Annotated in this window: 14 protein-coding genes; 13 read left to right on the forward strand and 1 reads right to left on the reverse strand. The window is 55.6% G+C overall.

The window, feature by feature from the left end; all coding sequences use genetic code 11:
* The first annotated feature begins 8 nt into the window (after window positions 1-8).
* The 8 genes from acpP (at window position 9) to ptsG (ending at window position 7,701) form a co-directional block, all read left to right on the forward strand.
* Window positions 9-245 (forward strand): acyl carrier protein, encoded by a 237-nt coding sequence (acpP, locus tag ACOTX5_RS11595; RefSeq protein ID WP_003857954.1) that lies wholly within the window; start codon window positions 9-11, stop codon window positions 243-245.
* A gap of 91 nt (window positions 246-336) precedes the next feature.
* Window positions 337-1,578: a beta-ketoacyl-ACP synthase II gene (gene fabF, locus ACOTX5_RS11600; protein WP_045911613.1), complete on the forward strand. Its 1,242-nt coding sequence runs from the start codon at window positions 337-339 to the stop codon at window positions 1,576-1,578.
* Between the two features lie 120 nt (window positions 1,579-1,698).
* Window positions 1,699-2,508: an aminodeoxychorismate lyase gene (gene pabC, locus ACOTX5_RS11605; protein ID WP_017384723.1), complete on the forward strand. Its 810-nt coding sequence runs from the start codon at window positions 1,699-1,701 to the stop codon at window positions 2,506-2,508.
* A 2-nt stretch (window positions 2,509-2,510) separates the two neighbouring features.
* Window positions 2,511-3,533: a cell division protein YceG gene (yceG, locus tag ACOTX5_RS11610; RefSeq protein WP_045911614.1), complete on the forward strand. Its 1,023-nt coding sequence runs from the start codon at window positions 2,511-2,513 to the stop codon at window positions 3,531-3,533.
* Complete coding sequence (tmk, locus tag ACOTX5_RS11615) at window positions 3,523-4,164, forward strand: dTMP kinase (protein WP_003857946.1); 642 nt, start codon at window positions 3,523-3,525, stop codon at window positions 4,162-4,164. Before yceG ends, tmk begins: the two co-directional genes overlap by 11 nt.
* Window positions 4,161-5,165 (forward strand): DNA polymerase III subunit delta', encoded by a 1,005-nt coding sequence (gene holB / locus ACOTX5_RS11620; RefSeq protein ID WP_045911615.1) that lies wholly within the window; start codon window positions 4,161-4,163, stop codon window positions 5,163-5,165. Before tmk ends, holB begins: the two co-directional genes overlap by 4 nt.
* A gap of 10 nt (window positions 5,166-5,175) precedes the next feature.
* Window positions 5,176-5,970 carry a metal-dependent hydrolase gene (locus ACOTX5_RS11625; RefSeq protein WP_045911616.1) on the forward strand — a complete coding sequence of 265 codons (795 nt, stop codon included), beginning with the start codon at window positions 5,176-5,178 and terminating at the stop codon, window positions 5,968-5,970.
* A 297-nt stretch (window positions 5,971-6,267) separates the two neighbouring features.
* Window positions 6,268-7,701 (forward strand): PTS glucose transporter subunit IIBC, encoded by a 1,434-nt coding sequence (gene ptsG, locus ACOTX5_RS11630; protein ID WP_006809245.1) that lies wholly within the window; start codon window positions 6,268-6,270, stop codon window positions 7,699-7,701.
* A gap of 141 nt (window positions 7,702-7,842) precedes the next feature.
* Here the strand turns inward: ptsG and fhuE are convergent, their stop codons facing one another.
* Window positions 7,843-10,032: a ferric-rhodotorulic acid/ferric-coprogen receptor FhuE gene (gene fhuE / locus ACOTX5_RS11635; RefSeq protein WP_017384719.1), complete on the reverse strand. Its 2,190-nt coding sequence runs from the start codon at window positions 10,030-10,032 to the stop codon at window positions 7,843-7,845.
* Window positions 10,033-10,385: 353 nt separating this feature from the next.
* On the opposite strand from fhuE, the gene hinT reads away from it, so the two are divergent.
* Genes hinT through nagZ form a run of 5 tightly spaced genes read left to right on the forward strand, consistent with a single transcriptional unit; the run spans window position 10,386 to window position 13,621 of the window.
* Complete coding sequence (gene hinT / locus ACOTX5_RS11640; protein WP_006809243.1) at window positions 10,386-10,745, forward strand: purine nucleoside phosphoramidase; 360 nt, start codon at window positions 10,386-10,388, stop codon at window positions 10,743-10,745.
* 1 nt (window position 10,746) lies between these two features.
* The gene (locus ACOTX5_RS11645) at window positions 10,747-11,121 is read left to right on the forward strand and encodes a YcfL family protein (protein ID WP_003857939.1); all 375 of its coding nucleotides are present in this window, start codon (window positions 10,747-10,749) and stop codon (window positions 11,119-11,121) included.
* Window positions 11,122-11,134: 13 nt separating this feature from the next.
* Window positions 11,135-11,779 carry a penicillin-binding protein activator LpoB gene (gene lpoB / locus ACOTX5_RS11650; RefSeq protein WP_085929697.1) on the forward strand — a complete coding sequence of 215 codons (645 nt, stop codon included), beginning with the start codon at window positions 11,135-11,137 and terminating at the stop codon, window positions 11,777-11,779.
* A complete protein-coding gene (gene thiK, locus ACOTX5_RS11655; RefSeq protein ID WP_045911617.1) occupies window positions 11,760-12,584 on the forward strand; it encodes a thiamine kinase in 825 nt (274 codons plus the stop codon). Before lpoB ends, thiK begins: the two co-directional genes overlap by 20 nt.
* Window positions 12,585-12,595: 11 nt before the next feature.
* Window positions 12,596-13,621 (forward strand): beta-N-acetylhexosaminidase, encoded by a 1,026-nt coding sequence (gene nagZ / locus ACOTX5_RS11660; protein WP_045911618.1) that lies wholly within the window; start codon window positions 12,596-12,598, stop codon window positions 13,619-13,621.
* Window positions 13,622-13,631: the final 10 nt, after the last annotated feature.

The raw sequence follows: 13,631 nt of genomic DNA on the forward strand, positions 1-13,631 counted from the left end.
TTAAGAGTATGAGCACTATCGAAGAACGCGTTAAGAAAATTATCGGCGAACAGCTGGGCGTTAAGCAGGAAGAAGTTGTGAACTCCGCTTCCTTTGTTGAAGACCTGGGCGCAGATTCTCTTGACACCGTTGAGCTGGTAATGGCTCTGGAAGAAGAGTTTGATACTGAGATTCCGGACGAAGAAGCTGAGAAAATCACCACCGTTCAGGCTGCCATTGATTACATCAACGGTCACCAGGCGTAAGTGAACATCTCCAGGCGGTCATTCGACCGCCTGAGTTTTATCTTTTGTTGTCCCACGAATCTCTTTTTTTATCCCTCCCTGGAGGACAAGCGTGTCTAAGCGTCGTGTAGTTGTGACCGGACTTGGCATGTTGTCTCCTGTCGGCAATACCGTAGAGTCCACCTGGAAAGCTCTCCTTGCCGGTCAGAGCGGCATCAGCCTAATCGACCATTTCGATACTAGCGCCTATGCAACGAAATTTGCTGGCTTAGTAAAGGATTTTAACTGTGAAGAGATCATCTCGCGCAAAGAACAGCGCAAGATGGATGCCTTCATTCAATATGGAATTGTCGCTGGCGTTCAGGCCATGCAGGATTCTGGCCTTGAGATTACGGAAGAGAACGCGACCCGTATCGGCGCCGCTATCGGCTCCGGGATTGGCGGTCTTGGTCTGATTGAAGAAAACCATACATCTCTGATGAATGGCGGCCCGCGTAAAATCAGCCCGTTCTTCGTTCCGTCTACGATTGTCAACATGGTGGCAGGTCACCTGACCATTATGTTCGGCCTGCGTGGCCCAAGCATCTCAATCGCGACAGCCTGTACGTCTGGCGTGCATAACATCGGCCAGGCCGCGCGTATCATTGCGTACGGCGATGCAGATGCTATGGTTGCGGGCGGCGCTGAAAAAGCCAGTACCCCGCTGGGCGTCGGTGGCTTCGGTGCAGCGCGTGCGCTCTCTACCCGAAACGATAATCCGCAGGCGGCGAGCCGTCCGTGGGATAAAGACCGTGACGGTTTCGTGCTGGGTGACGGTGCAGGCATGATCGTACTGGAAGAGTACGAACACGCGAAAAAACGTGGCGCGAAAATTTATGCTGAAGTTGTTGGCTTTGGCATGAGCAGCGATGCTTATCACATGACGTCTCCTCCAGAGAACGGCGCAGGCGCTGCGCTGGCGATGGAAAACGCCATCCGTGATGCGGGCATTATCCCGGCACAGATTGGCTACGTTAACGCGCATGGGACGTCTACCCCTGCGGGCGATAAAGCAGAAGCGCAGGCTGTTAAGTCTATCTTCGGCGAATCTGCCGGCCGCGTAATGGTAAGCTCCACGAAATCCATGACCGGTCACCTGCTGGGTGCTGCGGGGGCAGTAGAGTCAATCTACTCTATCCTCGCGCTGCGCGATCAGGCTGTACCGCCAACCATCAACCTGGATAATCCGGATGAAGGTTGCGATCTGGACTTCGTTCCTCACGAAGCGCGCCAGGTTAGCGGTATGGAGTATACCCTGTGTAACTCCTTCGGCTTCGGTGGGACTAACGGTTCTCTGATCTTCAAAAAGGTCTGAGTCTGGTTAGTCGCTGACGATAAAAAAGGTCCGCTTGCCGGGCCTTTTTTATTAGGTGAAATCCCCTTGTCCGGCTGCTCACATCCTGCCAGACTGAGCCTCCACGCATAAGGAGCCACCATGTTTTTAATTAATGGCCTTGAGCAAGAAACGCTGCCGGCAAGCGACAGGGCGACCCAGTTTGGCGATGGCTGTTTCACGACTGCGCGTATTCTCGACGGTGGCGTGTGTCTGCTCGGGGCCCATATCCTTCGTTTACAAAAAGCCTGCGAAGCACTACTGATCCCTTTCTCGCAGTGGGACATTCTTGAAAGTGAAATGCGTCGGCTGGCGTCAGATAAAGCAAGCGGCGTCCTGAAAGTCATTATCAGCCGCGGGAGCGGTGGCCGGGGCTATAGCGGTTCTGCCTGTCTGCATCCTACGCGGGTCCTTTCCGTTTCAGATTATCCTTCCCATTATGCGCACTGGCGTGAAGAGGGCGTAGCCCTGGCGTTAAGTCCGGTACGTCTGGGGCGAAACCCGATGCTCGCTGGCATAAAACATCTCAACCGCCTTGAACAGGTGCTTATTCGTACTCATCTTGAGCAGACGGAGGCCGGGGAGGCGCTGGTTCTTGACAGCGAAGGGTACATTACGGAATGCTGTGCGGCTAATTTACTCTGGCGGAAGGGCAGTGACGTGTTCACGCCTTCGCTGGAGCAGGCCGGCGTCAACGGCATTATGCGGCAGTTTTGTATGCACCAGCTGGCACGTGCAGGCTTTCGCGTTGTCGAAGTCAACGCTAAGGAAGAGGCGCTGCTGTCTGCCGATGAAGTTGTTATCTGCAATGCGCTGATGCCCGTTGTCCCCGTTCGCGCTTATGGCCGCAAATGCTGGTCATCCCGCGAGCTGTTCCAGTTTCTGGCCCCGTTATGTGAGCAAACCAGGTAGTCATGAAGAAAATGTTACGCTTTGTCCTCCTTCTTATCGTTGCGTTCGGTATCGCTGGCGGAGCGGGAGTGTGGAAAGTCCGTCAGCTGGCGGAGAGTCAGATCCTGATAAAAGACGAGACGATTTTTACCCTGAAAGCGGGGACCGGGCGGCAGGCGCTTGGTCAGCAGCTGTATGACGACAAAATTATCAATCGCCCACGCGTATTCCAGTGGCTGCTGCGTATTGAACCGGACCTGTCCCATTTCAAGGCCGGCACCTATCGCTTTACCCCTGGCATGACCGTGCGCGAGATGCTGCAACTGCTGGAGAGTGGTAAAGAAGCCCAGTTCCCGCTGCGTTTTGTGGAAGGTATGCGTCTGAGCGATTACCTCAGGCAGCTGCGGGACGCGCCATACATTAAGCATACGCTGAAAGATGACCGCTACCAGACCGTGGCAGACGTCTTAAAATTCGAACATCCCGAGTGGGTGGAAGGCTGGTTCTGGCCCGATACGTGGATGTATACGGCAGGCACGACGGATGTGGCCATTCTGAAGCGCGCGCACAACAAAATGGTCGCGGCGGTAGACGCTGCCTGGAAAGGGCGAGCAGAGGGCCTGCCTTATAAAGATCAAAACCAGTTCATGACGATGGCCTCGATCATCGAGAAAGAGACGGCCGTTGCTGCCGAACGTGACCAGGTTGCCTCGGTGTTTATTAACCGTCTGCGCATCGGCATGCGTTTGCAAACCGATCCTACCGTCATCTACGGCATGGGCGAAAACTACAACGGCAGGATTTCCAGAAAAGATCTGGAGACGCCAACGGCGTATAATACCTACGTGATTAGCGGCCTGCCGCCTGGACCGATCGCGACGCCGAGTGAAGCATCGTTGAAGGCCGCCGCGCACCCGGCCAAAACGCCGTATCTCTATTTTGTGGCTGACGGAAAAGGGGGGCATACGTTTAATACCAACCTGGCCAGCCACAATCGCTCCGTTCAGGACTATCTGAAGGCACTTAAGGAAAAAAATGCGCAGTAAATACATTGTCATTGAGGGACTCGAAGGGGCGGGCAAAACAACTGCCCGTAACGTGGTGGTGGATACGCTTACGTCGCTTGGCGTTGCCGACATGGTCTTTACCCGCGAGCCGGGCGGTACGCAGCTGGCGGAAAAACTGCGCAGCCTGGTTCTGGATATCAAATCCGTTGGCGATGAAGTTATTACCGACAAAGCGGAAGTGCTGATGTTCTATGCTGCGCGCGTTCAGCTGGTGGAGACGGTGATCAAACCCGCTCTGGCAGAAGGGAAATGGGTGATTGGTGATCGCCACGATCTCTCAACCCAGGCGTATCAGGGCGGTGGCCGGGGTATCGACCAGACCATGCTGGCTACGCTTCGCGACGCGGTTCTGGGCGATTTCCGTCCTGACCTGACGCTGTATCTGGACGTGACCCCTGAGGTGGGCCTGAAGCGCGCCCGTGCCCGCGGCGAACTGGACCGCATTGAACAGGAGTCTTTTGATTTCTTTAACCGCACCCGTGCGCGTTATCTGGAACTGGCCGGGCAGGACAAGACCATTCGTACCATCGATGCGACGCAATCCCTTGAAGACGTTACGCGTGATATTCAGCAGACCGTTACGCAGTGGCTACAGGAGCAGCAGGCATGAAATGGTATCCATGGTTGCGCCCACACTTTGAACAGCTGATCGGCAGCTATCAGGTTGGTCGGGGGCATCATGCGTTACTGATCCAGGCGCTGCCGGGAATGGGTGATGATGCGTTGATTTACGCCATCACCCGCTTTCTGATGTGCCAACAGCCGGAAGGACATAAAAGCTGCGGTAAATGCCGGGGTTGCCAGCTTATGCAGGCGGGCACGCATCCTGACTATTACACCCTCGAACCCGAGAAGGGCAAAAATACGCTCGGTATCGACGCGGTGCGTGAGGTCAGTGAGAAACTGTACGAATATGCGCGTCTGGGGGGGGCGAAAGTGGTGTGGCTGAAAGACGCCGCGCTACTCACGGAAGCCGCAGCCAACGCCCTGTTAAAAACCCTGGAAGAGCCGCCAGAGAATACCTGGTTTTTCCTCTCCTGCCGCGAGCCGGAACGCTTGCTGGCGACGCTGCGCAGTCGCTGCCTTCTTCACCACCTCGCTGTCCCTCAGGAATCCTGGGCGCTCGCCTGGCTTGAGCGAGAAGTGACGGTGTCACAAGATGCGGCGCGCTCGGCGTTGCGCCTGTGCAGCGGTGCGCCTGCGGCTGCGCTGGCCTTATTGCAGCCGGAAGTGTGGTCCCAGCGTGAAACGCTATATCGTGCGGTTGAATCAGCCCTCGACAGCCATGACTGGCTGAGCGTGCTGCCAGCGCTGAACAGCGATCAGGCACCGGAACGGCTGCACTGGCTGGCCGCGCTGCTGCTGGATGCGCTCAAAATCCAGCAGGGGGCGACGCTTCTGACTAACCCTGACGTGTGGGCGCTGGTCACCACGCTGGCGAATCGCCTGTCAGGGCAGTCGCTGCACGCTATCCTTCATGATATCTGCCAGAGTCGTGAACAACTTTTGACGGTAACCGGTCTCAATCGCGAGCTTTTACTGACCGACCAGTTACTGCGTATCGAACACTACCTGCAACCGGGCGTCATACCGCCGGTTTCCCACCTCTGAGAGAGACGTTATGTTTTTAGTCGACTCACACTGCCATCTTGATGGCCTGGATTATCAGTCCCTGCATAAAAATGTGGACGACGTGCTGGCGAAAGCCGCCGCGCGCGATGTGAAATTTTGCCTGGCCGTGGCGACCACGTTGCCGGGTTACCGCTCCATGCGTGAACTGGTAGGCGAGCGCGATAATGTCGTCTTCTCCTGCGGCGTGCATCCGCTGAATCAGGATGAAGCGTACAATATTGAGGATTTACGCCGTCTTGCCGCAGAAGAGGGCGTAGTGGCGATGGGCGAGACCGGCCTGGACTATTTCTACACCCCGGAAACGAAACCTCGCCAGCAGGAATCCTTCCGCAACCACATCCGTATTGGCCGTGAACTGAATAAGCCTGTTATCGTTCATACCCGCGATGCGCGCGCCGACACGCTGGCGATCCTGCGGGAAGAAAAGGTGACGGATTGCGGTGGCGTACTACACTGTTTCACTGAAGACAGAGAAACGGCGGGTAAGCTGCTTGATTTAGGCTTTTATATCTCGTTCTCGGGGATTGTAACGTTCCGGAATGCTGAGCAACTGCGTGATGCGGCGCGATATGTTCCGCTGGATCGTATTCTGGTGGAAACCGATTCCCCGTACCTGGCACCGGTGCCTCATCGCGGCAAAGAAAATCAGCCAGCGATGACCCGGGATGTCGCTGAGTATATGGCCGTTCTGAAAGGTGTCAGTATTGAAGAGCTGGCTCGCGTGACAACGGAAAACTTCGCCAGTCTGTTCCATATCGACCCCGCCCGCCTGCAATCTGTCTGATACGCCTGTTATTTTTAGGCTCGTAATTAATAAGTAAAACGAGTAAAGTTCACCGCCTCATTTGGGGCGGTGATGGCGTTTTTAGACACATCCAGACATGCTTTATGTAAATATCTGCAAGTTTTTTGGCCGTCTTGAACTGAAACGTGATAGCCGTCAAACAAACTCAGAGGGAATTATTTTACTCTGTGTAATAAATAAAGGGCGCTTAGATGTCCTGTCCACGGCGCGGTACTCCCCCCGGGCCAATGCGTGAAAACGTAAAAAAAGCACAAATACTCAGGAGCACTCTCAATTATGTTTAAGAATGCATTTGCTAACCTGCAAAAGGTCGGTAAATCGCTGATGCTGCCAGTATCCGTACTGCCTATCGCAGGTATCCTGCTGGGTGTCGGTTCTGCAAACTTCAGCTGGCTGCCAGCCGTAGTTTCCCACGTGATGGCCGAAGCAGGCGGTTCTGTTTTTGCTAACATGCCGCTGATCTTCGCTATCGGTGTTGCTCTGGGCTTCACCAATAACGACGGTGTATCCGCGCTGGCGTCCGTTGTTGCTTACGGCATCATGGTGAAAACCATGGCTGTGGTTGCGCCGCTGGTACTGCACTTACCTGCTGAAGAGATTGCCGCTAAGCATCTGGCGGACACCGGTGTTCTCGGTGGTATCATCTCCGGTGCGATTGCAGCGTATATGTTTAACCGCTTCTATCGCATCAAGCTGCCTGAGTATCTGGGCTTCTTCGCGGGTAAACGTTTTGTGCCGATCATTTCTGGTCTGGCCGCGATTTTCACCGGTGTGGTTCTGTCTTTCATCTGGCCACCAATCGGTACAGCAATCCAGACCTTCTCTCAGTGGGCGGCTTACCAGAACCCGGTTGTGGCGTTCGGTATCTACGGCTTCATTGAGCGCTGCCTGGTACCATTTGGTCTGCACCACATCTGGAACGTTCCATTCCAGATGCAGATTGGTGAATACACCAACGCAGCAGGCCAGGTGTTCCACGGCGACATCCCACGCTACATGGCGGGTGACCCAACGGCAGGTAAACTGTCTGGTGGCTTCCTGTTCAAAATGTACGGTCTGCCGGCCGCCGCAATTGCGATCTGGCACTCTGCTAAACCAGAGAACCGTGCAAAAGTGGGCGGTATCATGATCTCCGCAGCGCTGACCTCGTTCCTGACCGGTATCACCGAGCCGATCGAGTTCTCCTTCATGTTCGTTGCGCCGATCCTGTACATCATCCACGCGGTACTGGCAGGTCTGGCATTCCCAATCTGTATCCTGCTGGGTATGCGTGACGGTACGTCCTTCTCTCACGGTCTGATCGACTTCATCGTTCTGTCCGGTAACAGCAGCAAGCTGTGGCTGTTCCCAATTGTGGGTGCGGGCTACGCAGTGGTGTACTACACCGTCTTCCGCGTGCTGATCAAAGCACTGGACCTGAAAACGCCGGGTCGTGAAGATGCAACGGAAGACAGCAAAGCCGGTGTGACCAGCGAAATGGCGCCTGCTCTGGTAGCTGCTTTCGGCGGTAAAGAGAACATCACTAACCTGGACGCGTGTATCACTCGTCTGCGTGTGAGCGTTGCCGACGTTGCGAAAGTAGACCAGCCGGGTCTGAAAAAACTGGGCGCAGCGGGCGTCGTTGTTGCAGGTTCTGGTGTTCAGGCAATCTTCGGTACGAAATCCGATAACCTGAAAACCGAAATGGATGAGTACATCCGCAACAACTAAGCTGTGACCTGGGGAGACTAAGGCAGCCGAATGGCTGCCTTTTTTATTACTGCGGTTTGTGGTGCCGGGTGGCGGCTGCGTCTTACCCGGCCTACGTGATGGGTAGGGCCGGTAAGCGCAGCGCCACCGGGCTTCTGTCACTCAGAAATCGTAGCTCGCGCTCACCGAGACGTTCAGCGGCGCGCCATACACTACATAAGAACCGACGTAATCGTAATACTCTTTGTCGAACAGGTTGTTGACGTTAGCCTGCACCGCAAAATCTTTGGTGACCTGATAACGGCTGAACAGGTTCACCAGCCCATAGCTGCCTTGCTCCGCGCGGGAACGTCCTGCCGGGCCGCCTTCCACGTCCGTCCACACTTTGTTCTGCCAGTTTACGCCGCCGCCCACGGTCAGTTCCGGCAGCATTGGCAACTGATAGCGGGTGAAGAGCTTCATGGTTGTGCGCGGCTGATCGGCGCTGACGGCGTTTCCATTCTTATCTTCTGCGATGTAACGCGTCGCGCCGAAGGTCAGCTGCCAGTTATCGGTCAGGGCACCGTTGAGCTCGAACTCGACCCCTTTGCTGACCACCCCGTCCAGCGATTCATAGATCGACTCACCGCTCGGCATGTAGGTATAGGTGTTGCTGGCGACGTTATCCTGCTCAATGCGGAAAATCGCCAGCGAGGTGGTGAGGCGGGTATTAAACCAGTCCGCCTTCACCCCGGCTTCGTAGCTTTTACCCGTGGTAGGGTCGAGATAACGTCCGCTGGCGTCGCGCTTATCCTGCGGCTGGAAGATAGAGGTATAGCTGACGTAGGTCGACCAGTCCTCATTGATGTCATACACCAGGCCGGCGTACGGCGTGACATCATCTTTGGTGCTTTCCAGACGGGTATTCGGCGATCCTGCCGGGTTATAACGAATGTTATATTGGGTGTAGCGCGCGCCCAGGATCAGGTGCAGCGGATCGGCCAGCGAGAAACGAGCCGACGAATAGGCTGAAGACTGGCGAATATCATCCTTGCTGTAGAGTTTCCACGGCGTCCACTGGGGATCGGCGATGTTCCCGTTCCAGTTCTTAAAGTTGCCGACATCAACCATGCCGTATACCGCATCCGGCATGGAGTTGTCGTAATGGTTACGCTGACGGCTGAAGCTGCCGCCGAACATCATTTCGTGCTGACGGCCAAAGAGATCGAAGCCGCCGCGCAGGAAGGCGTCAACCGCATCCTGTTTACGTTCCCCACGGTTCCAGCCGCCGTAACCCACCAGGCCCGCACCGGTCTCTTTATCCGGATAGCCGGACATATACATCAGTTTGGAGTCGAAGTTGGTTTCAGCATGCATGCCGTTGATGTGCGCTTCCCAGCCATTATCGAAACGCTGAGTCAGGTTAGCGAAGATGCGGGTGCTGTCTTTATCTGAATAAGCCCAGTCAGGTGCGACAGTCTGGCTGCGATTGTAGTGGGTCTTACTTCCGTCGCTGTACCAGGTCGGCAGCCCGCCCCAGGTTGGGTCGGCGGTATGGCTTTCCTGATACTCATACCCTACCGAGAGGGTGGTGCTGTCGGTGACATCCGCGTCCATCACACCGTAGAGGAATTTCTTCCGGTAGTGGTAGTTATCCACGAAGCTGTCGTTGTCCTGATAACCCGTAATCAGACGGCCCCGTACCTTACCTGACTCTACCAGCGGCGCCTGGAGATCCAGCACGTAGCGCTGCTTGTCCCAACTGCCGTAACTGGCGGAGACGTTACCTTTAAATTCCGGGCTGTCCGCGTGCTTACGCACCATATTAACGTACGCCGCCGGGTTGCCCGTGCCGGACATCAGGCCAGTGGCGCCGCGAACCACTTCGATGCGGTCATAAATCGCGGTATCCGCGGCGGTATCACCAAAGTTCCACACTTCACTGATGGAGGTTGGCAGGTCGTCATAGGCGTAGTTGCTGACGAAAAAGCCGCGTGAGTAAAACACGGTACGGTCGCTGTCCTGCACCTGGGCCGTAATGCCCGTGGTATTCGTCAGCACCTGTCCGATGGATTGCAGATTCTGGTCAGCCATACGTTGCTGGCTGATAACGCTGACGGACTGTGGGATGTCGCGGGGAACCAGCAACAGTTTGGTGCCGGTGGTGGTGGTTTTTACGCTGTAATCCTGATCCTGGCTGGCAGAAAGATCCTGTGTGTTGTCAAAACCCCCGTCTACGACGACGGTATCTTCGGTGGTTGAAGCAGCGAAAGCGGCGGTTGGCGTCAATGCCATAGCAATGCAGGCGGCCAGCAACGAAGGTGTTGCGGCAGGCTGATGTTGCCCATCCCTGGTGTGATTAATGAAAGACATCATCAAACCCTTAGTGAATGGTGAAGGTAATTCGCGACAGTCCCGCTAGCACGGGCTGACGTCGTTTTCTATGTTAAAAATGCGCATGAAAATGCAAATGCGAAATATACGCATTGTGATTAACGCTGTAAACAGATGTTTCGGGATGAACTGAAATAAGGTTTCAGAAAAGAAATGTCCTAAAGCGATGCCTCTTCAGCCAGGTGGCGGACAATCAGGAAAGAAATCACGGGAGAAGGTTGAAAGGACAGGAGAAACTCGCTCATACTCTTGTCTTGTGTCACGCAGTAAATCAGACAATGTGTGTTAACAACGGACGCACGACGCCAGATTAAACTTAAAAGGAAAAGGTCATGGCTGAAGAAACGATTTTCAGTAAAATTATCCGCCGCGAAATTCCGTCGGATATTGTCTATCAGGATGAACTGGTCACGGCTTTCCGCGACATTTCTCCCCAGGCGCCGACGCACATCCTTATTATTCCCAATATTCTGATCCCGACCGTTAATGACGTTAAAACCGAGCATGAAGTGGCGCTGGGCCGTATGCTTACGGTAGCCGCGAAAATCGCAGAGCAGGAAGGGATTGCTGAAGACGGATACCGTCTGATCATGAACTGTAATCGCCATGGCGGCCAGGAAGTCTATCATATTCATATGCATCTGCTGGGTGGACGTCCACTGGGACCGATGCTGGCACATAAAGGTCTTTAATATGTTAACTGGGCGTATTGCAGCGCTGATCGTGACGCTGGTAATGGTTGGGTGCAGCGCGCGTCCCGCCATCCCGGTCAGTGAAGAACAGACGCTGGTGATGGAGTCCTCAGTGCTTGCTGCGGGCATCACGGCGGAGAAACCTTCGCTGACCATAAGCGAAATCCAGTCTTCAGCCTCCTCTACGCTCTATAACGAAAGGCAAGAGCCAGTGACGGTGCATTATCGCTTCTACTGGTATGACGTGAGAGGTCTTGAGATGCACCCGCTTGAGGCGCCGCGCAGCGTGACCATCCCGGCAAGATCGTCAGTCACGCTCTACGGCAGCGCCAGCTATCTGGGTGCACATAAGGTGAGACTTTATCTTTATTTGTAAGGAGTGAACCTTGATTAAAACAATGAGCCGTTATGCGCTCCTGAGTGCTTTTGCACTCTTTCTGGCGGGTTGTGTGACGCGAACGGAAGAACCAGCACCGGTAGATCAGGCGAAGCCGGGAACGGAACAGCCAACAACACCAGCGCAGCCTGTTCCAACCGTGCCGTCTGTACCGACCATTCCGGCGCAGCCTGGCCCGATCGAACATCCGGACGACACCGCACAGCCTGCGCCGCGAGTACGCCACTATGACTGGAACGGCGCGATGCAGCCGATGGTGGGCAAAATGTTGCAGGCACAGGGCGTTACGCCCGGCAGCGTGCTGCTGGTGGATAGCGTGAACAACCGTACAAACGGTTCCCTGAATGCGGGAGAAGCGACGGAAACCCTGCGCAACGCGCTGGCAAACAACGGTAAATTTACGCTGGTCTCAGCTCAGCAGCTCGCGGTCGCCAAGCAGCAGCTTGGTCTGTCGCCTCAGGACAGCCTGGGTTCGCGCAGTAAAGCGATTGGTATTGCCCGCAACGTTGGCGCGCAGTATGTCCTTTATTCTAACGCGACAGGCAACGTGAACACGCCGTCGTTGCAGATGCAGTTAATGCTGGTTCAGACCGGCGAAATTATCTGGTCAGGTAAAGGTGCCGTTACGCAACAATAAGCGCACGCGTCATGACGTCCTGACGCGTTATTTCCCTCAGTACCGTGTTATCGCGCCGCAAGCCCCCGCCGGGCTTGGCGGCGCGAGTTGCATTATTGAGCGTGGCGACCATCGGCTGGTTTTACGTCAGCATCACGATGCCGCCGCGCCTGCCTCCCATTTTCGTCGCCAGTTCCGCGCCCTGAAGCGCCTGCCCGCCGACCTTGCGCCACAACCTCATCTCTTTATCAGAGACTGGATGGCGGTGGCGTTTATTGCGGGTGAGATCAAAAGCGAGCTTCCCGATACGCCTGCGCTTGCAGCCATGCTGTATCATCTGCATCGCCAGCCGCGTCTGGGCTGGCGGGTAACGTTACTTCTTTTGCTGGATCACTACTGGCAGCAGGCTGCGCCTGGACGACGCACGCCCTACTGGCTGGCGCAGCTTAAGCGGCTACGCAGAGCGGGAGAGCCGCAGGCGTTACGTCTGGCGCCGCTGCATATGGATGTCCACGCGGGTAATATCGTTCATACCACGGCAGGCGAGAAACTTATCGACTGGGAATATGCCGGAGACGGTGACGTGGCGCTCGAACTCGCTGCGGTCTGGATGCCTGATGAGGCGTCGCGCGAGCAGCTGATAACCGCCTATGCCCGAAACGCCAACATCAATGCGCTCACCCTTGCGCGGCAGGTCGCGCGCTGGCGTCCGTGGGTGTTGATGCTGATGGCGGGATGGTTTGAAATGCGCCTTCAGCAGACAGATGACAAACAATTTATTGCGCTGGCAAATGATGCCTGGCGTCAGTTACAAACGAAAGGATAAGAGAGGTAGGTGTGGGTCCAGTAATGTTGGATGTCGAAGGGTTTGAGCTGGATGCGGAAGAGCGCGAAATTCTGGCGCATCCGCTGGTAGGGGGGCTGATTCTTTTCACCCGCAATTATCATGATTCGGAGCAGTTGCGTGAGCTGGTTCGCCAGATCCGTGCGGCGTCGCGCAATCACCTGGTGGTGGCCGTAGACCAGGAAGGTGGGCGTGTGCAGCGTTTCCGCGAAGGGTTTACCCGTTTACCCGCCGCGCAATCTTTTGCTGCGCTGCTGGGGATCGAAGAGGGCGGTCAACTGGCGCAGGACGCCGGCTGGCTGATGGCCAGCGAGATGATCGCCATGGATATCGACATCAGCTTCGCCCCGGTGCTGGACGTAGGACACATTAGCGCGGCAATTGGTGAGCGTTCGTATCATGACGATCCGCGTATTGCGCTGGCAATGGCGACGCGCTTTATTGACGGTATGCATGCTGCGGGCATGAAAACCACCGGCAAACATTTCCCGGGCCACGGGGCGGTGACGGCGGATTCCCATAAAGAAACCCCGCGCGATCCGCGCCCGGAAGCAGACATTCGCGCTAAAGACATGTCGGTTTTCCGCTCGCTGATCGCTGATAACAAGCTGGATGCCATCATGCCTGCGCACGTCATCTACAGTGAGGTCGATCCGCGTCCGGCCAGCGGCTCTCCGCACTGGCTGAAAACCGTACTGCGTCAGGAATTAGGCTTCAATGGCGTAATTTTCTCTGACGATTTATCCATGGAGGGGGCGGCAATTATGGGTAGCTATGCCGAACGTGGGCAGGCTTCGCTGGATGCGGGTTGCGATATGATCCTCGTCTGCAATAATCGTAAAGGGGCGGTGAGCGTGCTGGATAACCTGTCGCCGATCAATGCTGAACGTGTTACACAATTGTATCATAAAGGTTCATTTAGTCGTCAGGAGCTGATGGACTCGGCGCGCTGGAAAACGGTAAACGCCCGGCTTGAAGCCCTGAACGAGCGCTGGCAGGCACATAAAGCAGCCCTTTAATTCATCCCGG

Source organism: Enterobacter cloacae complex sp. IR5441, from assembly GCF_049238215.1.
Classification (GTDB): Bacteria; Pseudomonadota; Gammaproteobacteria; order Enterobacterales; family Enterobacteriaceae; genus Enterobacter; species Enterobacter hormaechei_C.